19 protein-coding genes and 1 tRNA gene are annotated in these 21,751 nt (G+C 48.5%); 6 read left to right on the forward strand and 14 right to left on the reverse strand.

Translation table 11 applies throughout. The features are described from left to right. Positions 1-24: 24 nt before the first annotated feature. The 6 genes from BLU57_RS04805 to BLU57_RS04830 all read right to left on the reverse strand — a co-directional run bounded on the left by BLU57_RS04805 (position 25) and on the right by BLU57_RS04830 (position 6,323). A complete protein-coding gene (locus BLU57_RS04805) occupies positions 25-1,557 on the reverse strand; it encodes an amidohydrolase family protein (RefSeq protein WP_090317036.1) in 1,533 nt (510 codons plus the stop codon). Positions 1,558-1,689: 132 nt separating this feature from the next. Continuing rightward, positions 1,690-2,484 (reverse strand): FxDxF family PEP-CTERM protein, encoded by a 795-nt coding sequence (locus BLU57_RS04810; RefSeq protein WP_090317039.1) that lies wholly within the window; start codon positions 2,482-2,484, stop codon positions 1,690-1,692. 430 nt (positions 2,485-2,914) lie between these two features. Next, a complete protein-coding gene (locus BLU57_RS04815; protein WP_090317139.1) occupies positions 2,915-4,048 on the reverse strand; it encodes a glucuronyl hydrolase in 1,134 nt (377 codons plus the stop codon). Positions 4,049-4,133: 85 nt separating this feature from the next. Beyond that, the gene (locus BLU57_RS04820; protein WP_090317042.1) at positions 4,134-4,406 is read right to left on the reverse strand and encodes a MoaD/ThiS family protein; all 273 of its coding nucleotides are present in this window, start codon (positions 4,404-4,406) and stop codon (positions 4,134-4,136) included. Between the two features lie 68 nt (positions 4,407-4,474). After that, positions 4,475-4,918: a M67 family metallopeptidase gene (locus tag BLU57_RS04825; RefSeq protein ID WP_090317045.1), complete on the reverse strand. Its 444-nt coding sequence runs from the start codon at positions 4,916-4,918 to the stop codon at positions 4,475-4,477. A 514-nt stretch (positions 4,919-5,432) separates the two neighbouring features. After that, positions 5,433-6,323: an alpha/beta fold hydrolase gene (locus tag BLU57_RS04830; protein ID WP_090317048.1), complete on the reverse strand. Its 891-nt coding sequence runs from the start codon at positions 6,321-6,323 to the stop codon at positions 5,433-5,435. A gap of 225 nt (positions 6,324-6,548) precedes the next feature. Between BLU57_RS04830 and lpxK the strand changes: the two genes are divergently transcribed. The 3 genes from lpxK to BLU57_RS04845 all read left to right on the forward strand — a co-directional run bounded on the left by lpxK (position 6,549) and on the right by BLU57_RS04845 (position 9,364). Then, a complete protein-coding gene (gene lpxK / locus BLU57_RS04835) occupies positions 6,549-7,568 on the forward strand; it encodes a tetraacyldisaccharide 4'-kinase (RefSeq protein ID WP_090317050.1) in 1,020 nt (339 codons plus the stop codon). 422 nt (positions 7,569-7,990) lie between these two features. Then, entirely contained in the window at positions 7,991-9,220 is a 1,230-nt protein-coding gene (locus BLU57_RS04840; protein ID WP_090317052.1) for an aspartate kinase, read from the forward strand. 51 nt (positions 9,221-9,271) lie between these two features. Beyond that, positions 9,272-9,364, forward strand: a tRNA-Ser gene (locus BLU57_RS04845). 152 nt (positions 9,365-9,516) lie between these two features. Here the strand turns inward: BLU57_RS04845 and BLU57_RS04850 are convergent. After that, a complete protein-coding gene (locus BLU57_RS04850) occupies positions 9,517-9,843 on the reverse strand; it encodes a hypothetical protein (protein ID WP_256206112.1) in 327 nt (108 codons plus the stop codon). A 100-nt stretch (positions 9,844-9,943) separates the two neighbouring features. Further along, positions 9,944-10,540 (reverse strand): DUF4113 domain-containing protein, encoded by a 597-nt coding sequence (locus BLU57_RS04855; protein ID WP_256334362.1) that lies wholly within the window; start codon positions 10,538-10,540, stop codon positions 9,944-9,946. A gap of 443 nt (positions 10,541-10,983) precedes the next feature. On the opposite strand from BLU57_RS04855, the gene BLU57_RS16440 reads away from it, so the two are divergent. Beyond that, complete coding sequence (locus BLU57_RS16440) at positions 10,984-11,055, forward strand: hypothetical protein (protein ID WP_256334363.1); 72 nt, start codon at positions 10,984-10,986, stop codon at positions 11,053-11,055. 136 nt (positions 11,056-11,191) lie between these two features. Here the strand turns inward: BLU57_RS16440 and BLU57_RS04865 are convergent, their stop codons facing one another. The 6 genes from BLU57_RS04865 to BLU57_RS04890 all read right to left on the reverse strand — a co-directional run bounded on the left by BLU57_RS04865 (position 11,192) and on the right by BLU57_RS04890 (position 20,114). Then, entirely contained in the window at positions 11,192-13,522 is a 2,331-nt protein-coding gene (locus BLU57_RS04865; protein ID WP_090317058.1) for a glycoside hydrolase family 15 protein, read from the reverse strand. A 137-nt stretch (positions 13,523-13,659) separates the two neighbouring features. Further along, positions 13,660-15,717 carry a transketolase gene (tkt, locus tag BLU57_RS04870; RefSeq protein WP_090317061.1) on the reverse strand — a complete coding sequence of 686 codons (2,058 nt, stop codon included), beginning with the start codon at positions 15,715-15,717 and terminating at the stop codon, positions 13,660-13,662. A 96-nt stretch (positions 15,718-15,813) separates the two neighbouring features. After that, positions 15,814-16,506, reverse strand: a complete 693-nt coding sequence (locus BLU57_RS04875; protein ID WP_090317065.1) for an ROK family protein — start codon at positions 16,504-16,506, stop codon at positions 15,814-15,816. A 35-nt stretch (positions 16,507-16,541) separates the two neighbouring features. Continuing rightward, a complete protein-coding gene (gene zwf, locus BLU57_RS04880; protein WP_371113141.1) occupies positions 16,542-17,984 on the reverse strand; it encodes a glucose-6-phosphate dehydrogenase in 1,443 nt (480 codons plus the stop codon). Further along, the gene (gene gnd, locus BLU57_RS04885) at positions 17,956-18,978 is read right to left on the reverse strand and encodes a phosphogluconate dehydrogenase (NAD(+)-dependent, decarboxylating) (protein WP_090317068.1); all 1,023 of its coding nucleotides are present in this window, start codon (positions 18,976-18,978) and stop codon (positions 17,956-17,958) included. The genes zwf and gnd overlap by 29 nt, the downstream gene beginning before the upstream one ends. 548 nt (positions 18,979-19,526) lie before the next feature. Further along, entirely contained in the window at positions 19,527-20,114 is a 588-nt protein-coding gene (locus BLU57_RS04890) for a hypothetical protein (RefSeq protein ID WP_090317071.1), read from the reverse strand. A 523-nt stretch (positions 20,115-20,637) separates the two neighbouring features. Here BLU57_RS04890 and BLU57_RS04895 point away from each other — a divergent pair. Continuing rightward, complete coding sequence (locus BLU57_RS04895) at positions 20,638-20,832, forward strand: helix-turn-helix transcriptional regulator (protein ID WP_090317076.1); 195 nt, start codon at positions 20,638-20,640, stop codon at positions 20,830-20,832. A 237-nt stretch (positions 20,833-21,069) separates the two neighbouring features. Then, positions 21,070-21,687, forward strand: a complete 618-nt coding sequence (locus BLU57_RS04900; RefSeq protein WP_090317079.1) for a nucleoside/nucleotide kinase family protein — start codon at positions 21,070-21,072, stop codon at positions 21,685-21,687. The last annotated feature ends 64 nt before the right edge of the window (positions 21,688-21,751 follow it).

The raw sequence follows: 21,751 nt of genomic DNA on the forward strand, positions 1-21,751 counted from the left end.
TTTATGAACCCAACAAGCTACTGACTACTGACAGCCAGATACCGGCAGCCAATTCGCCAGCGGCCCCTCGCTTCGCAATAGCCCATCCGCTTGCTTCATGAAATAAACATGATTATCCGCCGAAGAAATGCCTGCATACACTTGTGTGGCTGGATAATAACGGTAACTGTAGAGGCTCGAGACCACCGTTGTCTGGCCAGCAGGTGATAATAATTCAGGATACTTTCCTTCCGCCCAAGTCAGAAAACATTCGATACTTGCCGGAGATGATTGATTGATGAATTTATTTACAATCGTACGTCCGCCGGAAATCACCAATTGCGGATATTCCAGCAGTTTGAATTTCTGGAATGGATTACCTTTTACCGCAATCACATCGGCCGGGGCACCTGCCGCCAGCGTCCCTAGCGGCGCCAGACCCAAATGCTCACCCGCTTTTGATGTAGCCGATTTAATGACATTGACCACGTCGGTAAAATCGATGGATTCTCCGCTGGTTAAATGCAATATCATATGCAACTCTTCACCGTTGATCCCCCAAGGCACGTTGTCATGTCCAATCTCAGAGCCATAAATAAATTTCGCGCCTTTACTGGCCAAGCTCATGGTATTGGAGTGAATGCCTTTGCCGGTGGCGGTATCCACACAAGCTGCCAGCGTATCAATGGTGGTGACGAACGTAACCCCTTGATCCACCGCGCGCTGCAATAAATCTTCCCTGATTTCGCCACAAGGTATATGCGCAAATTCATCAACACCTGCATTAAGCGCCCGTTCAAAACCGGTATTCTCACCGGCATGCACGAGAACACGTTTACCCAATGCGTGGGCTTTGGCGACAATGGCATTGGCGATATCTTGCGATAACATCGGCCAGGGCGTCTCGGGCACCGGAACACCGTCGTGCGGCTGCATCCAGGGCGCACCGGTTTCGCCTCCCGGTTCCAATGCCATTTTGATTGCAGTTGCTCCACCAGCAATCAGATCGGTGACCACTTTATCGGCCTCGGTCGTGGATGTGACTGGAATACCGACTTTGTCATAACCGCCATCACCACCGCCGAATACATTCAGAGGATAACCACCCGCTGCTTGAATAATCGGCCCCACGCTCAACAACCGCAACGTTCCATCACCGCCTTCTTTAGCCTGCAATGGACCACCGGTATCCTGAACGGTCGTTACACCGTGTTCCAGCACAGCATTTTTATTAACACCCTGGAATGTAATATGTGCGTGCGACTCGATAAATCCCGGCAGAATAGTCGCATCCCCTAAATTAATCTGATTGGCACAGGATCCGCTCAATTCGGTTAAAGCCCCAATGCGCTTGATCTTATCGCCTTCAATCAACACCGCCATATTGTTTTGCGGAAAATTGACGCCGTCGAACAACCGGGCAGCTGCCAGTATTTGGCATTCCGGCAAACCGGGCGCTAACGTAACCGAGCCGCCATGATCTTCTCCGTCATGACTGAATGCGTTGAAACTGATTCCTTGCCACAGAATCAGTGCGATGGTTATTTTTTTGTTAAAACTGAAATTTATATTTGTCATTTTAATCCGGAATGGATGAAATTGATTCAGAACAAACGACAGCCCCGTATCACGCCGAAGAGGTAGGATTCGTATGATACAGGGCTGTGCGGTACAAATAGCCAGGAGGGTTGGCTATAGAATCAACTCTGTTTAGAGTTTACGGCGGCGGCTGGCGCTGAAGCCGATCAAACCAAGACCTGCCAGCAACATGGCATAGGTTTCAGGTTCTGGCACCAGTGCTACAGTACCAGCCAGACCATACGCAAGGTGTGATGCAGCAAACTGATCAGCATAATCCGATCCACCTACAAATATTGAGTAGTCGCCCGCTGTCAAATGAAAAACTCCTGATACGGAATGATCCGCCAGACCATCAGCACCGGGAATAACGCCGGTACCATAATCTACAGGACTGCCATCATAGGCGGAACCAACATAAGTAAAGACACTGGCTGGATCGTTAGCTGTATTGGTAATACTCCAATCGGTCAGTGATCTGAAGGAACCTTCAGTCAAACCAACCCCACCCACCGCATCACGAATTGCAATTGACCCTGGGGTAGAGTCAAAATCCGCTCCAAATGGCGCAAGATGCGCAAGTCCTTTGTAAATAGAAAAACCAGGCAGTATACCGGCGGAAATCGAGGCGCCAGCTGAGGTAACATAAGCTTGCTCTTGGAACGAAATTTTCACATCGGCATCACTTGTCAAAGTAAAACGATATGCTTTCACCACGTGAGAATCACCCCAGTCGGAATCGGTTCCGTCAATCCAACCATAATTTCCGGAAATTGATTGATTTGTAATTGTGCTAGAAGCTGGAGCCCCAGTGAAGGTACCAAAATCGCGGCCACCATAGCCGATATGTGCCATGGCAGGCAATGATGTCAAACCCGCCAATAACAATGCATATTTCAATGTACTTTTAACGAATGTTTCTTTCATAAATGACCCTAATTTCTTATTTGATTATGAATAGGCGAGAAAAGATTTCACACCTGCTGCGTTGGCCAACGTACGCGCAGTATTGATCAAACACAGTTAAGGGTCAATGCGGTAAATTGTCGCAGTTACAATGAGTTACACCTAGTTTTACAAGACAAAAAGATCCCTTCCCCGAACGTAAAAATAACGTCAGGAGCACAGACTCTCAATAGGCAAGCAATGCAGATTAGCTAACGCATTGTATTAGAATATAAAAACTGAATAATTAACGATAATCCGGCCGACAGCGATCCTGACCGGAAAGAATGAGCATCAAAGCAAAAATTTCGTATGCGATACCGGTAACCCGTGCTCTTACCCGTCATCATGATGTGTGGCGACATCGATTTTCCACTTCCCTTTAAGAGATCAAGCATGTTCTGTTCGCAATCTAACAATGGCCGGGTTCGATAAAACCTGTCAGCGCGGCAAGCGCGGCCATCAGGAAAAAATTACCCCACATCGATTCCACCAATTCTTCCTCGTTCTGCCCGGTTTTGTAGCAACACCCCCAGAAAACTCCGGTTGAGCTATTTTTCTGATTTTCACTGCATCCGGTGTCTTGCTTGAATCCGATAAAATACTGGCTGCGGATGATTACACTGATCTGGCGATGCGCGTAAGCGCGCCAATATTCGCCTTCGGGCAGCAAACGCGCCAAGGAAAGCATCGCAATCGATGCAATGACGGCGGCGGAAGGATCATCGCAGGACACCAATTGACCGAGCCGGTTAGGCGGTAAGGGGCCCGGGCGGGAATGCTGCCAATACTCACACGCCGTTTTGGCATGCGTTAAATACGGTTCACCCCACAAAGCCGCTGCCCGGGTTAATCCCAGCATCGCCCAGGATTGACCACGCGACCATAAGCCCGCTTGATCATCCGGTTGAAACCCCCTGCCGTCAAAATAGGCGCTGGCGTGAAATGCACCATTATGACGGCGGCACGCCGTCAACATTGTCTCGGCATGATGCTGCGCCATGTAGTAATGAAGATTTTGTTCACCGCTGGTCAGGAGCTGAAGCAGCGCGGCAAAATTATCGATCGCGATCGACTGATGACCGGTAGAAACTCCACCCATCGCGGCCCCCAGCGGAATGCAATTTAATTTGGGATTAAAACTGTGTGCGAGCGCGGTAATGGATTTACGGGTCAAGGCACGCGCTTGTGTATCGCGAAACCAGATTTCCCCCAAAGCGGCGCCATACCAGAAAATCAAACTGCGATATCCCGAATCGACAGGAATTTTTCCGGCCAGACGTTGGCAAATATCGGCCGCATTCTGTTGATCACTGGCCGACTCGGTTAATTTTGCCCGCAACCACCAGCATGCCCCCCAGAAACCGCCCATCCAGGAACCACTGGAGGACACAGTCCAGGCATTGGTATTCTTCGAGGAATACAATGGAAAATCGGTTGTGCAAATAGCGTTGATTGCATCCATACGGCGAAACATCAATTCCAGCGCATCAATCATTTCTTTGGAACTGAGCAACTGATCAGCCGCGTTATGAGGTATAGACATAAATCTTTCTTGAAAAGGCAATGTCATGGCAAAAGTGACGCAAATACTTCGGTTAAGTGCATGGCATATGCCGCGAGAAATTCTTTTAGTCTGCTGTCAGTGCAGGCAAAATGGTCACGATATCGCCATCTTGCAGGTTGGTTGCCAAGCCGTCGTGCAAGCGGATGTCGTTATCATTGACATAGATATTGATGAAATGATACGCACTGCCGTCGAAAATCAATTTCGCTCTGATACCCGGATACTGCTGTTCCATCCGCTCAATGACTTCGGAAACCTTAACGCCTTCGATCGCGATACGCTTTTGCTGATTCGTCAAAGATCTTAATCGTGTTGGAATAATTACCGTGATTGGCATGTCTGCGCCCGCTTAAATATTTCAGGAGTTAGGAAAACGCGTATTACGTTGTCGGGATCGATCCGCACTTAAGCAACCATTTGTAATTCGAGCTCGGGTTGATATTGCCGCACGATTCGCACCCTTTCCTCAATCACCATTTGATCGGCAATGCGAAAGCTGCGGATCTCCGCTTGATAGAGATGTTGAGTCGGAATGATGACGTAATGCGCTTGCGGCTCGGTAGCCAACTCGACATCGCTGCGCCTCGGGTAAGCCTGGCTACTGGTGTGGGAGTGGTAGATAACGACCGGTTCCTCGCAACGCGCGCTCATTTCTTTCCAGACTTGCAATTGCTGTTGCGGGTCAAACTGAAAGAAATTGTCCGATTGCGCGGCATTACGCATAGGAATCAGACGTAACGGCCAATTGGATCCCGCAGGACCGGCGATGATGCCGCAGGTTTCCACCGGATGATCATTCAATGCCTGAGCGATCATGGCATCAACCAGTCTAGCGTGTATCGTCAGCATAATTCCTTGTCTCCTTTAATTATTATGAGTTAATGGCCGGTTTACGGCGCTTCTTTGCAAATGGGTAGCGATTGATCGGCCTGAATGCAATCGATCGCCGGGCTGGTTGATTCTTCTAGTCAGTCAAGATGGATTAGCCGTGCTTCGCGCACGTACGCGCATCCTTCCAAACCCTTCGTTGCAATTAATTCTCGCGAAATTTAAATTAAACAAACGGTGTTGGGAATGTGGCAAATTGCCGCGCGGCAATTTGCCACAGCGTTGATCTCTCTATTCCACGGGATGCTTATTAATCAGCAAAAACAAAATTTCTTAAGGAGAAATATGACATTAAACAATTCAATTCAAACAGCTGCGGTTGATGTGTGAAAAGGAATTGCAGATGGCGAGGTGCCCGGCACGATGGATATTTTCTTTCGTTCCAGAAGAATGCCGCAAGAAATGCAGCAGCAAAGAAATTCAGTTCAGTGACCTCCAGTCTTGCCGGAGATCATTGAACTGTCATAACAGCACGCTATTTCAAAATGAAATCCCGTACGATTTTTATCTGATGGTCATCCATTAGCATCGGCGCATGGCCAATGCCGGGTAACTCGACGATTTGGGCTTTTGCGCCGCGCAACTGCATTTGCGCCGCCGTTTCAGCCGATAAAATATCTGATTCAACACCACGCAGCACCAACGTTGGCGTCGCTAACTGATCCCATTGCGCCCACAAATCGATATCGGTGATTTTATGTTCTTTGAAACTGACGGCAATCCTGGGATCATAGCGGAAGCCGTAAGTACCATCCGGATACTCACGGACACTATGAATCGCCATATGCTTCCACTGTGCTTCGGTCAGGGGCCCAAACGACACTGAAATCACTTGCATGTACTGCTTGAATTCTTCAAAACTATTGAAACGCGGATCTTTACCGACATAATCGGCAATCCTTTTCAACGCGATGGCAGGGATCAACGGACCGATATCGCTCAAGATCAATTTATGGATCGTAACCGGCTGGTTCGGTTGTATCGCCAGAATCATACCGATCAGCCCGCCCATCGAAATACCAACCCAATCCAAGGTGATTTTCTCTTGATACTGCGATTGGAGATGCGTTATCAGCGACATCGCATCGGATAGATACAACGGGTAATAATCGTAATCATGCGCGTGTTCAAGCCAATCACTTTGGCCGCGCCCCACCACATCGACGCAAATCACCCGGCAATCCGCTTGCAGCGCCTGTGCAAGATAATCGAAATCACGGCAATTACGCGACAAACCATGCACACAGATGACTACATGCGGATTACGCGGATCACCCCAATCGGTATACGCAATATGATGCGGCTTTTTAGATTGGCCATCTCCCGACAGCGTGGGAACAAGCAGCCGGTTTACAGATATATTCATGATCTTCTTGCTCTTGTGAATTAAGTGTCAGACCCGCATTGATTGCATTATTGCTACGCGAATCCAAACAAAAAATGAAATTTATGATGGCGAATATTCACACAATTCCTAGAGTCTGGATATAGGTCAGGTAAAAATTTTTGCCGGTTCAATCGCATGATGGATAACGATTGGAATCGCATGTACTATGCATACCGTAATCCATACCTCATCTGAATGCAAAATATGAAATTATCGGAGCTGTATTGGCATCGCATCACCCCGTTACACTTTGTTTTGTGGCCATTAAGTGTTCTGTATCGTTTCTTTCTGGCCGGGAAAAAATTGTGCTACTGGTTAGATATTCTTCCGTCGGTCAAACTACCGGTCCCCGTGATTATCGTCGACAGCATCAGCATCGGCGATGGCGGAAAAACACCGCTGCTGCTTTGGCTTGTCGATTTATTACTGGCGCATGGCTTTCACCCTGGAATCGTCACACAAGGTAACTCGGATAATGCCGGACCACCGGCAGCAGTCACAACCGCCAATAGCTCGCAGCATAGCGGAGGAAAAGCATTTTTATTAGCGCAGTTACATGGAAAATCCTGTCCGGTCTGGATGGGCATCGATCGAATTGCCGCTGCACAAGCGCTACTCACCGCGCATCCCGAATGCAACGTCATCATCAGTAATGATGGCTTGCAATATCATCGCCTGGAACGTGATATTGAAGTCATTGCCGTTGATTTTAACGAGCAGAGCTTCGGCAATGGATTACTACTGCCTGCCGGCCCTTTACGCAGTGCTCTGAAAGATCTGGGAAAATCCAGCATCCTTGTAGCCAATAACTTGCAGAATCATTATGTTGATCCAGATCAGCAGAATAAAATTTACAATATGAAGCTGGTAAACGAAACCGCCTATCTTGTGCTCGATCCGCAACAGCGCAAAACCATTGCCGATTTTGGAAAAGAATCAATCCGGATTGTTACTGATGCCGACAATGTCCACTGGTTGTATGAGCTTATGCAAAAAACAGGCATCAATGCGGAGTTACACTCGCATCCAGAAAATCACCGCTTTAGGGCGGAAGACATTCATTTCGCGGATGCTGATATCATCCTCATGCCGGAAGAAAATGCGCTGCAATGTAAAGACTTCGCACACGGCAAACTTTGGGCAGTATCCCAGAAAGCCTGGGTGAATAGCGAATTGCAATCGGTTTTATTAAGGAAACTGCACAGCAATCCCTCCTCTTTATAAGGAGATGCTGATGCTTACGGAGCGCCGGTCAGCCTTGACAAAATACCGTTTTCATTTAAAATCGCGGGCACTGAGAAAGACTGCATTGATTTTTCATTTCAGTATTCTCTAAGCTATCGAAATGGGTTCTCCTTCGCAATCCAGCAAATAAACCTAAATCATAGCTAAGTGTTTCAGTTACTTCATTTATATCCTTCCAGAGTACTATCCCGCAAGAAATACCCTGGAAGGATTATCCAACAGCTGATCAATAGTGAAAAACCTGAAGTACAAGTGAATACTCATAGTTGCACGCATCCGCACGGTAAGATGGAAAAACAACCCGCTGCCTTTTTCAAAAGCAGCGCAATCTGGTTTTCTAGCAGTGAAATGTGTAGAATTACGCGGTTTTCCAATTCTGAAATTTAGCGGATCATAAATTCGTGGCTTTTTACGTACAAAAATATGGCGGCACCTCAGTCGGCAGCACCGAGCGAATAAAGAACGTTGCGCGCCGGGTCGCGAAATTTCATTCGCAGGGACACCAAATCGTCGTTGTCGTTTCGGCCATGAGCGGCGAAACCAACCGCCTGATTGCGTTAGCCCATGAAGTACAAGAAAACCCCAGTCCACGTGAACTGGACGTCATGATCTCCACCGGTGAACAGGTTTCCATCGCGCTTTTGGCGATGGCATTGATGGAACTTAACGTCAAAGCAAAAAGCTATACGGGACCGCAAGTTAAGATTCTGACCGATAGCACGCACACCAAGGCCCGCATTCTAAGCATCGACGAAGCAAAAATCCGCGCCGATCTGGATGCCGGATATGTCGTCGTGGTAGCCGGATTTCAGGGCGCGGACGAAAAAGGAAGCATCACCACCCTGGGCCGCGGCGGATCGGACACCACCGGGGTTGCATTAGCAGCCGCCTTGAAAGCCGACGAATGCCAGATCTACACGGATGTGGATGGGATTTATACGACGGATCCTCGCGTCGTTGCGGAAGCCAGGAGACTGAACACGATAACCTTTGAAGAAATGCTGGAAATGGCAAGCCTTGGCTCAAAGGTACTGCAATTAAGATCGGTCGAATTTGCAGGTAAATACAAAGTTAAGCTGAGAGTGTTATCCAGCTTTGAGGAAGAAGGCCAAGGCACGCTGATTACTTTTGAGGAAGATGAGAATATGGAACAAGCTGTCATTTCAGGTATCGCATTCAATCGAGATGAAGCGAAAATTACCGTATTGGGCGTTCCCGATCATCCTGGCATCGCTTATCAGATTCTCGGACCCGTGGCCGATGCCAATATCGATGTCGATATGATTATCCAAAACGTGGGCCACGACGGTTTGACGGACTTTTCGTTTACGGTTCACCGGAATGAATTTAAAAACACCATGAACATCCTGCGAGAAAAAATCCAACCGCATATTGGCGCGCGTGATGTACTCGGAGGTGATAGAATCGCAAAAGTATCGGTAGTCGGTGTTGGCATGCGTTCACACGCAGGTATCGCCAGCAAGATGTTCCGGGTTTTGGCGGAAGAAGGCATTAACATCCAGATGATCGCCACCTCGGAAATCAAAGTATCCGTGGTTGTTGATGAAAAGTATATGGAACTGGCTGTCAGGGTTCTACATAAAGCATTCGATCTTGAGCAAGCGCTCTAAGAAATCGATAATGCTGATTTTCGGGAAAATCATCATAGTGTAGTCATTAACGGAGAGATGGCCGAGTGGTCGAAGGCGCTCCCCTGCTAAGGGAGTATAGGCTCAAAAAGCTTATCGAGGGTTCGAATCCCTCTCTCTCCGCCAAATATCCAGTATCCATGCCGTTCTCAGTTACATAACAATCATAATCCCTTCAATCATCCCATCAAAAAAATTTGGGATAATTCGATTAATCATCGATGGAATTCCTTCAGCGGAATCTGTTAATTGTGGGATTAGACTACCAGCATTCATCTTTATTGTTTCTGGCTGGACAAACGTAGCTTGGCAGTTATCTGTGCCAATCCTGCTGCGGGTAATGCAAGCAAGCCAAACAGAATCACTCCCAACGGCAATAAACTATAATCTGAATTGGACAGGATCATCATACCCGCTTGCCCAAACAAGACAGAGAATCCCCAGCGCCACGGCTTTTCGGGAAATTGGTAACCGAGCCATCCGGTTAAAATAATTGAAAGCGGATAGGTCACAGTCCAGTAAGACGAAGCATCCCAGGCTTCGGCTTTACCGCTTATCATTGCTGTTGCTTGCCATAAAACAGCACCTCCGATGATTGCAAGCATGTAGGCAATTTTTACTGCTCTATCGTTCATAGCAAATTAATTTCGATGAAGCTGGTTAAGAACGGTAAGAATTGCTGCTAATTGAAGTAAAAAACACCGCTCATTTCATGACACAAATCAACTCATCCCAGTACGTAGTGTAATTAGGACTTTTATTCCCCTGTTTCATCTTCCAGGGCTGCTTGAATCCCTCGGATGCAAGTTTTAGCGTGCCTCGCCCCATGTGGGCATTGATCTGATCCATGACGCGCATCAGTTGACTGGTTCTAGTATCAGTATCGACCGACCCGAAGAGATCAATTTGCCGGGATACCAGTTCTGACAGCATCATGCCCGCTTTTTGGTAGTGATAACCACGGCGGTAAATTTTGCGCAATCCCCATAAGGCTGCTTTGGTCAGTATTAGGGTGCTGTCAGTTTGTGTTGATAATGGAATGCTCATTCCATTGGCATAATATTTTTGCCTGGAATTGAACGGACTGGTGCGAATATACACGTGTATCACTCCGGCGTACGATTGCTGACGACGAAGTTTCTCTGCAGCACGACTGGTATAGAGAGAAGCAGATTCTTCCAGGCTGGCCAAATCTGAAACAGGAATTCCAAACGACCTTGATGAGCTAACAATTTCTTTCTTATAAAAGGAATCTACGAAACATAGCATATCATCCTGATCAACAAGCGATTTTTCCTCCAAGAGTGACTCTAAAATTCGTCTTTTACATTACTGAATTAATTAATGCCTTGTTTGCGCCAAAATCCATCGAAATCTAGTACGGATACACTACTGCATATCGATTAGCTTCACATCCACTACATGTAACATACTCACCTAATAATAGATTGAAACATTTCTCAAACTCACTCTGGAAGCAGCAGAATGAAAAACTATTAAGTAAAACCCGGAAACAAGCTAACCCTCTCTCATTTCGACCCTGACGACACCGGCGATTATTCAGGAATGCCTTTATGCCAATGGCGACCGCGCCTTGCTGATCATGTTGCAGCGCATGGATACCAGCGGGCAAGGATGGCGTGATCAAGCATGTGATGTCCGGCGTGAATCGACACAGGGGAGCAAAGTAGTGACGTTCAAAACCCCCATCAGCGGAAGAACTCGATCATGATTTTTTGTGGCGCGTGCATCAGAAGGTGCCCGCAAAAGACCAGATCGACATTTTCAACCGCTCACACTACGAGGATGTGCTGTGATTACCCGCGTGCACGATCTCATTTCGGACAAGGTGGTCAAACAGCGCTCTAATCAGATCACGGAATTTGAGGAATTATTGACTGAGGGCGGAACGGCCTTAATGCTAGATAGCTTGCCCGGTATCTTTTTAGCTGCTCATTCTGTAATCAGCACTTCATATTCAGTATCTTCCCATTTTTTTTGATCCAACCAGTAGAAGGTAAACTGCACTGTTTCCCCGTCCTTGAGTGCGGTGACCGGCAGATCAACCACGTGTATATCAAGCCCCGTATCCCTGGTATCCAGATCTTGAGCGTCTTGCCATGAATTGATCCCCCAATGCACGAGTGCTGGCGCTCTGAGCGCAATGGTCAAATTGTTGCCTCTACGAATGTGGCGTGGACGATAGCGCGGACCCCAAATATCATGAGTAATTTGCGGGCGTACCCCATGATAGCGGTTCCAGGTAGCGGCGGGCCGGTCGACTGGACAGCCGAGTGCACGACTGTAGCACAGTTTGATAAATTCACTATGTGCCCAGACTAAGGGCATGGCGGAACCGCTTGGTTTCCCCGGATTCAGATGATGTGCTAAGATAGGCGCGCTATCCCATACTTGTTCCGGCAGCAAGCCACCAGTACCGGTCATGGCTGCCATGGCCTCAAGGTAGGGCAGCGGGTCTTCTCCTGCCGCAAGTGCATAATGACCCCGTTCTCCGGTCAGGAGCGGCCATCCCCGCCCACAACCGACACCATCAAAAGCGCTGCCATCCTGGTGCTCTCCATAGCCATCGCCGTTATAGCGGTGCCAGACAGGACCGCTCGGGGTATCAATTTTAAGCAGCTGATCGATGGTTTTCAGGCTATCGAGAATGCACGGATCATCTGCCCGTCGCAACCCATAACGTACCAGTTGCAGGAAATCGGTTGCGATCTGTTCATCGGCCGGTAAATTGGGATCCTGTGTACGGTTCTTGATCAGCACATGCTCGGCCAGGGCGCCTTCGTGCACCAGCACATCGTCTGGGGCGATACGTATGTAATACCCCGCGACCCCTAGCTTTTGAGCGAGCGGTGTAGCAATTACAAATGTCCACTCCTCCAGGCGTGCATTCCAGTTATCAGCCAGCAACAACGCAAATTCCCGCCCTTCACCATCGAGAAAAGTGCTGCCCTCAACAAGCGCAGCAATGGCCACCGCGAGTGTGAAGGTATTCACACCGGAATCCTCTTCCCATCTATCCTGCCCGGTTACCGGACCTTCACGAGCGATGAAACGTAACGCCCGCTTGACCATATCCTCGCATCGCATGCCTTCCATCGCGCCGCACTCGCGTAACGCAGAGGCCAGCAGAACTGGGAAGGCGGCTTCGTCCAGCTGGATTCCTTGCCAAAAGGCATTTCCCCCGAGCCACTGATTCTGCAGCCAATGCCCATCCGTTTGCTGCGTAGCGATCAGGTAGCGCAGTACATTGCGGGCATCTTCAAGCGAACCCATTGCAACCAGCGCACCTGCGGTTTCTACCAAATCACGGCACCACACCAGGTGATAGCCGCCGCGACTTTGACTATCTTCACCCCAGGGTACAGCCAGGCTTGCCACCATGGCGCCGCAATAGGTGCGATCCTCATGAACCTTCAGAACCGTGCCGGAAAGTGCAAGCATCCGCTGCAAATCAGGAGGTAAATCGGGAAGATGGCAATTTTTGAACCATGTCTCCCAAGCTCGGCATTGAGCGTTCCAGATGGCTGAGAAATCCTCAAACAAACTGGACATTGCAAGCGTAGCTGCCGAATTCATCGTGGTTCCAAAGCCGAGCGCAAGTGTCGCCTGACTTGGCAATTCACCCATCAGCGCAACAGCGCCTGGTCCAGCGCTGTTATACTCCCATGTCATGCGTCCGTGCCGGTTGAAATCCTGCCAGCCATCGCTTTCCTCAGTGCAGCCGACCGAACAACGTTCCCAGGCATCAGCACCCGTTTCCCTGCTCGCCATGAGCGCCAAGCCAAAAGGCCCCTGCTCCGCCTGCAGGACTCTGCGCCCGTTGTGTTCAGCAACGGTAGCCAGATTGTTTTCCGCATCACCGCCCAAGCGGGTCGATAAAAGCGCATAAGGACGCAGGCTCGTATCTCCCTCCAATTTGTAGCGCAGCAGAAGCACATCCCGCCGCTGCGACGGGCAAATTTGCACAGTGAAGGTAAAGCGTGAGTGCCGGTGCACAATCTCAACAGCGGGTATGTGAGGTTTTGGCAGGCTGATTTGATAATCTGCAAGACGGCGGAGCTCTACCCAGAACCCTTGATCATCAGCAATGATGAAACCAAGATCCTTGATTTGAGGAATATCGATCCGCGGATAGTAAATTTCGGTAACGATACCTTCTGCGACAGTGAACCAAAGACGTGAAGATCCAAGGCTGGTGCCGACCATATCTTTACCGGCGTGGGCCCAGGTTGGATAGGAGAAAGTAGCTTGGGGTGCTTGCATAGGATTCCTTGTACAATTCACTATAAAACCGGTTTAGCGGAAAGAACAGTTTGATCCGCTCAGAGAATCGCTGAAAACATTACCAGAAACAACTCAAAAATGACTATTCTCAAGAAGTTGGCGATCGTTAAATTTTACTATGTCTTTCCCAACATTCCTTTTGCCATGGTCACCAGCCGTTCCGGCTCGAAGCCGAATTTTCTCTGCAGTTCCTTCAGCGGAGCTGAAGCACCGAAAGTCTGCATGCCGATCATGCGGCCGTTATTGCCCACATAGCGTTCCCAACCGAAGGTGGATGCCTGTTCAATCGTAATCCGCGCTTGCACAGCCGGAGGTAGTACGCTGTCGCGATATTCCTGTGTTTGATGCTCAAAGATATCCCATGATGGCATGGATACTACACGGGAGTGGATGCCTTCGCTGCTGAGCGTTTCATGCGCCTGCACAGCAAGACTAAGCTCGCTACCGGTTGCGATCAGGATCATCTCAGGCTTGCCGCCTGGTGCGTCAGCTAACACATAGGCTCCGCATGCCACACCACAAGCTGGCGCATATTTATTGCGATCCAGCGTCGGAAGCGCTTGGCGCGACAACACCAAGATCGCCGGACGGTGACGCAACTGCATGATGACACGGTACGCCTCAACCACTTCGTTGGCGTCGCCGGGACGTAACAACGTCAGGCCAGGAATGGCGCGCAAAGAGGCCAGATGCTCGATAGGTTGATGCGTCGGGCCATCTTCCCCGTCGCCCATGGCGTCATGGGTCAATACAAAGATAGCTGGTAATTCCATCAGGGCCGACAAACGAATCGCAGGCCGCGCGTAGTCGCTGAAAATGAAAAAGGTAGCGCCATAAGGCCGCAGCTTGGATAGCGACAAGCCATTCACGATCGCGCCCATGGCATGCTCGCGGATGCCGAAGTGCAGGTTCTTTCCTCCCGGCGTGTTAACCTGAATATCTTCCGCGCCCGGGTAGGTCAACAAGGTTTTGTTTGACGAACCCAAATCCGCAGAACCGCCGAGCAGCCAAGGAATGTTCTGCGCCAGCACATTCAGTACCTTCCCGGAAGCTTCCCGTCCTGCCAATCCTTTGGGATCCGCGGGAAAGACCGGTAGATTGCGATCCCACCCAACCGGCAATTCGCGTCGCTGCATCTGCTCGATCTCAGTGGCAAGTTCAAGGTATTGGCTGCGATAATCAGCGAACAAATTTGTCCAGGCACGGCGTGCTGATGCGCCGCGCTTGCCAATGCCATCAGCAAAGTGCTCGCGTACCCCTTCCGGCACCAGGAATTGCGCATCCTCGGGCCAACTGTAGGCACGTTTGGTAAAACGGACTTCGTCCGGGCCGAGCGGCTCACCATGGGCTGCGGCGGTATCCTGCCGGTGCGGTGAACCGTAACCAATATGGCTGCCGAGGATGATGAGCGTGGGCCGGTCTTTAGTTTTGCGGAATACCCTCAGAGCATGATCGATTTGTTCGATGTCGTTGGCATCGTCCAAGCGCAGGACATTCCAATGATAACTGAGGAACCGCGCCGCCACATCCTCGGTGAATGTAAGCTGGGTGCTGCCTTCAATGGTGATGTGATTGTTATCATAGATCCAGCAAAGATTATCAAGGCCAAGATGGCCAGCCAATGAAGCTGCTTCTGATCCTACGCCTTCCATGAGGTCTCCATCGCCACAGATAGCGTAGATATCATAGTCGAAGATGCTGAAATTCGGCTTGTTATAGCGGCTAGCAAGCCATTTCTTGGCAATTGCCATACCGACGCTGGTTGCTATGCCTTGCCCGAGCGGACCCGTAGTGGCCTCTACACCGGATACCCAGTGGTACTCAGGGTGACCGGGCGCTTTGCTGCCAAGCTGCCGGAAACGGCGTATGTCTTCCAGCGTCACCGAAGGCTGCCCCAATCTCTCGTAATCCGCGTTAACCGCGCGCGTACCCGTCAGATGCAGCACCGACCACAACAGCATTGATGCGTGTCCGTTCGACAACACAAACCGGTCTCGATTGGGCCAGATCGGATCCTGCGGATCGAATCGCATGACGCGATTCCAAAGCGTGTATACAAGGGGCGCAAGCGCCATGGGCGTGCCGGGATGACCAGAATTGGCTGCTTGCACGGCGTCGATCGACAGCGTGCGGATAGTGTTGATGGACAACTGATCGAGTTCAGCGCCGGTCATAAACTTTCCCCGCACAATGTAATCAATTTCCGGTATTCGCTGGCACGCCCGTTAATCCATCGTAATTGAGAGCTCGCCTGCTCATGGTATGTTTGATCAGGTGTCAATTCTTCCCATGCATGAGGTATCCCATAGGCGCAGGCCTCCAATAAAAGCGTTATCATTGTCACCCACGCGCAGATCTGGAGGAAGCTTTCTAAGCTTTCTGGCATTTCCGCCTCCTAACACGACATAATCGGCTTCCAGAGCGGTTTTCAATTTAACAGCAATCTTCAATACGCATTGCCGCCATTTCTTCTTACCCATTTTTTCCAACCCGCGCCGGCCCAGATAATCCTCATATGTTTTTCCATGCTTGTAAGGAAGATGGGCCAGTTCCATGGGTTCGAGCATCCCATCCACTACCATCGCCGATCCCAGCCCTGTACCTAGTCCAAGAAACAGCATGCGTCCTTGATCATAGCTGCCGAGTGCCTGCATTGCGGCATCATTAATCAGTTTTATAGGGCAACCGAATGATTTCCGGAAATCAAAACCAACCCAACCAGGACCAAGATTAAATGGATCGTGAACTGAGCGCCCGCCAATCACGACGCCTGGATAACCAATCGATACGCGATCATATTTACAATCTCGCGTCACATCCTTGACCCGATTGACCATCTGTTTCGGGGTCAGCGCTGGGCCGGACGGTAGCTTGAGTGGCGTGTTGTGTCCGGCCATTAATACTTTGATATGTGTTCCGCCCACATCAATGACAAGAATCGCATGAGATGCTGGTGTTTTCATAACCACTTACATTCCTCAGAACGTTGTTCAGACATTCACATACTCACAGGATCAAACTCGGGATTGTGCCATCCGCCATCCATCTTGATAAGCTCATCAGCTTCATGCGGCCCCCAGCTACCGGGTTTATACAGACGGACTGGCTGATGTTGCGTCAAAACCTTATCAAGAACCGCCCACGCAGCTTCTACCGCATCCTGCCGGGTAAAAAGCAGGCCGTTACCGGCCAACGCATCGCCCAAAAGCCGTTCATAAGGCATTTGTTCATCTGGCTGAGCGTTGAGCAGATAAAGTTCTTTTTGATCGCCGACAAATTCTTCCCCTACGCGTTTGACGCGCGCGGCCAACGCAATAGCGGGGCACGGGGATAACTTGAAACGCAAATAATTCGCCCGGCCAGACACTGGCCAAGCATCTTCGAACAATTTCTGAGGCGGCACCTTGAATTGCACGAGAACCTCTGCAACGCTCCCAGCCAAGCATTTCCCTGAGCGCAGATACCACGGCACGCCAGCCCAGCGCCAAGAGTCAATGAACAGACGCAGGGCACAATAAGTCTCTGTATCGGAATCCTTAGCAACTCCAGGTTCCTGCAGATAGCCCTCAAACTGGCCTCTTACCAGATCTTCCGGTTGGAGTACATGCATCGCCTGAAATACCTTGGCTTTTTCACTGCGCTGCGCTTCAAAGTCCCGCCCAGCAGGAGGTTCCATCGCCAACAGAGCCGCTATCTGGAACAAATGATTCTGAACCACGTCGCGCAGGCAGCCAACTTGATCGTAAAAGCTACCCCGGCCTTCTACGCCAAAATCCTCCGCCAGGGTAATCTGGACACTCGCCACATAATTGCGATTCCAGATCGCCTCCAGGAACGAATTTGCAAACCGGAAATACAGGATATTTTCAATGGCTTCCTTGCCAAGGAAATGGTCGATGCGAAAAATCGAAGTTTCCGGAAAAACCAGATGTGCAGCATGATTGAGTTCGCGCGCCGAGACTAAATCACGTCCGAAAGGCTTTTCCACGATGATACGGGCATGCTCAGTCAAACCGGTGCAGCCTAGATCCTTGATCACTGCCGCGAAGAAGGCAGGAGGAATGGCCAGATAGAAGGTTGGATGCATAGCGCCATCCAGCGCTTGTTTGAGTGCTTGAAACGTCTGCGGATTCTTATAGTCACCGTCGACATAGCGCAGCAACGAGAGTAATTGGCTTAAGGCATTCGAGTCGATGTCCTTTACAAAATGTGTTATTCCATCCTTGGCCCGGTCGTGCAGTTGCGCTAGGCTCCAGCCTGAAAAACCCACACCGACTATCGGAATCCTTAGCATACCTCGCTTGACCATCCTATAGAGCGAGGGAAATATCTTCTTATGGGCAAGATCACCCGTCGCGCCAAAAAGCACCAATGCATCGGATGGCATCAGATTGCTGCTGGACTTGTTCATGTCATGAAGTGTCTGTTTGCTTTTCGTCATGGCCGCCAAACTGCTTGCGCATAGCCGAGAGAATACGATCGGCGTAATTGGCTTCCCCTTGGGACTCGAAACGCCCGAATAACGCAGCGCTAATGACTGGCGCCGGCACGCCTTCATCGACGGCGGCTAGCGTAGTCCAGCGTCCCTCGCCCGAGTCCGAAACACGTCCGGAAAATTGCTTCAGATCCGCATCCTCGACCAGCGCTGCCGCCGTTAAATCAAGCAACCAGGACGAGATCACGCTGCCCCGCCGCCAGACTTCGGCTACTTTACCGATGTCGATGGGGTATTGGTACGCTTCTGGATCACGTAGCGGAGTGGTTTCAGCATCCTGGGTTCTGGAACGCAGACCAACATCGGCATGTTTGAGAATATTGAGTCCTTCGGCATACGCCGCCATCAGAGCATATTCGATGCCATTGTGAACCATTTTCACGAAATGGCCTGCACCGACCGGGCCACAGTGCAGGTAGCCATGTTCTTCGGTACCGGCTGCGTCATCGCGGCCGACTGTACGTGCGGCGGCGGCGATGCCTGGAGCAATGCTCTTGAAAATCGGATCGAGATGCCGAATGACGTCATCATCTCCGCCGATCATCAAACAATATCCGCGTTCGAGTCCGAATACACCGCCACTGGTGCCGCAATCGACGAAATGGATACCGCGCAGCTTGAGGGCTTTGGCGCGTACTTGATCATCGCGATAATAGCTGTTGCCGCCATCTATAATGATATCGCCGACGGCAAGCAATGGCACCAGATCCGAAATTGTCTTGCCGGTGACACCCGCGGGAACCATCACCCAGACAACACGAGGGTGGGAGAGTTTAGCAACAAAATCATTAAGCGAAGCAGCGCGCCGGATATCAGGACCTGCAAGCGCCTTGACGGCCGCGGCATTAACGTCATACACCACGCACGAGTGGCCGTCCTTCGTCAAACGACGGACCAGATTGGCTCCCATCCGTCCAAGACCAATCATTCCAAGTTGCATGTGATTACCCCATTGTTGATTTTGATTTAATGCTTCTACGTTTTGTTGCCACCTTCCAGGCCCAAAGAAGATAAATCAAATCAGAGTCCACTGCCCTACCGACTCGCTTGCAGTTATGCTGTGAATTCCGGGAATTTTACAATAAGTAACTTTTCCCTATCGAAAAACCCAATCAACATAACTGCTCAATTCAACAAAATGATGCGCTCTTGATAAAGCATAGTCAACTGCCGCATAACTTTGTTTTTGAGCTTTTCTGATCACTTGTAGCATTGAAATTCGAACGGTTATCAGTTTTATATGACTGAGATAACCGGTTATGCAGAGATTTTTATAATTTAATACTGGCAAAATATGACACCGTTGCCTAGTAAATCTTACATGTTGAAACACCCTTTGTCACAAAAACCGATGGATGGGGCGGATTTCTTTGAACAGCCCATTCTCAATAAACCAGCGATAAGATAAATTATCGCTAGCCAGCCTCTGCACGGCTAGTCTGGCGATAGTGACAACAACCTTACAGACTTATTCCAATTACAGATAATTTAGATTGTCGGACTTGAATCCTCTTTCGTAGATTTCTTCCATCCAACTAAAACCCTATTGCCATCCTTACTTTCGCATAAGGGTATTTTTGCTTTACTCTTGGGAGTGTATTCTGGCGCTTCTTCATATACTTCAGGGAGTTTTTCATTGGAACATAAACAGACTGTCCAATTTGGGAAACCATGATAATTTATTTTGGATGATGCCGTTATCACGCGCAGTTTATAATTTAATCCGGTCTTTGAATCAATACTACGCTTCTTTCTTCCGTTTTTTATCACAGTCTTTTTAATTTCTGCTGCTTTTAAGCCTTCTTTGTGCGCGAAATCAGCCGCAGCTTCTGACAAAACAACCCTTAAAGATCTGGCCTGATAAGTTTTAATTGTAATTATTGCGGCATCTTGGATCAGTTCTGGTAACCATAATTTACGAGGTTTCTTCCGTCCCACAAACCCGGCATTTTTTATCTTAACCTCAAGCTTTTCTATTTCTGCCTGCATTTCCTCCCACCACGCCCCAGGTTTTACTAAGTACAAGTATTTTTTAGGGCTACGCTCAGATTCACCTTGGAATTCGTATCTTTCCAATTCATTGGATTTAACTATTTTGCGCCAACGAATTCGAGCTTCTTTAGTTTTTTTATTAAAGCATCCTTTACGTCGAAAGTATCTTCCTCATTTTCAAGTTTCTTTTTTGCCATCCCTTACCCATAGAAAATTTATTGATGGTGGTGAATCACTATCTATTCGGAATAATGTACGTGCTACAAGATTATTTAAAAATTTCTATTAAATATAACATCGAATTTCTTCAAACGACAAAAGCAGAATTTTTTTCATAGCATTTTTTCTATTCATACCCCATAAGAATTTCTATTAACTCCTATTTTCTATTAAGAAGTTTAATTTTTCTATTAATTTACCAATCACATAGCTTTCTATTAATTCTAGTCTCAATTTCCCCATTTATAAGGCTTATCCCTGTAAAGAATGACTTTGTAAAGACATCTCGCACCGAAGCTGTACGTTTCAAAAACGACAAATTCGGCTGCAAGAGCGAGATGAGAAAACTCATTTCTATTAGTCATTTTTTGCAAGGAGTAATTTTTATATGACAAAAATCATTCGAATGAATGGTCTCGTAAATATGCTCCGGGTCTCTCGTAGTTCAATTATCAGGTTAGAAGCACGGGGCGATTTTGTTCCAAAAATTCGAATCGGTGCCAGGGCCGTAGGTTATTCAGAAGCCGCAGTAACTGCTTGGTTGGAAAAAAGAGGGCTAGAGCTAGAGGAACCCAAAAAATAAACTAGCACAAATCGTGGTTAATTTCGGTGAATAAAACTGGTCGTCAATTTGTCGCCTTAAAGGTTATTGGTGACAAATTGGCGATCCAAAGTTTTTAGCATTTAGTAAATAGGCAGGATGGAAAAAACCATAACAGGCTAAAGGCCACGCACTCAGCAGAAAGCTAACGTGACGTGTCCTGATCGAATTATCCATCTACCAACCAACTATAAATCTACAAATTAAGGAGTAATAACCATGCAGTTCCAATTAGAGCCATTTGGCAAGTGTAAAATTTTTAAAGACGAAGACGGCAATAAAAATTTTGCCTGCGTGTTAAATGATGTCCAACGTGTAGTACTCATACCTTCGGAAGAATTATACGAACTTATCACGCTGAGATTGATCGAGAAAAATGAAAAGCCATCCAAGTCAAGGATCCATAGCATTATGGATGAATTGAAAGCGCTCGCAATACAAGTTGAGGATAAGGAAGACATCAAAATAAGATATACGATGGGAAATGACTGCTTATATATCAATAGAGGTTCAGGTAATCGTCAAATCAGAATCACTAAGGATAAAAAGAATGGCATTCAATGTGTAAAAGGTAGAAGAGTCAAGTTCAGAAGCTCCAAGTATATTGGTGAGCTAGATTATCAACATAATGTTAAAGCGGATTTTGATCTTTTTTGGAAGTATGCGCCGGTTAGCAATGAGAATGATCAGTTGCTGTTACTGGCTTTCATGGTGAACGCCTGTTTCCCAAACAATGAATACCCAATTTTGCTTATTACAGGCGCCCCTGGTAGCGGTAAGACAACCCTCACAGAATTCATCCTAGATGTAAGAAATCTCAGAGTTGTTTACAGATAGGTTGATTGAAATAAGCGGTGAGTATTTCATAAGGGGTGGCATTATTCAAACTCTTGTGAGGCTT

This window comes from Nitrosomonas oligotropha (genome assembly GCF_900106555.1).
Taxonomy (GTDB): domain Bacteria; phylum Pseudomonadota; class Gammaproteobacteria; order Burkholderiales; family Nitrosomonadaceae; genus Nitrosomonas; species Nitrosomonas oligotropha_A.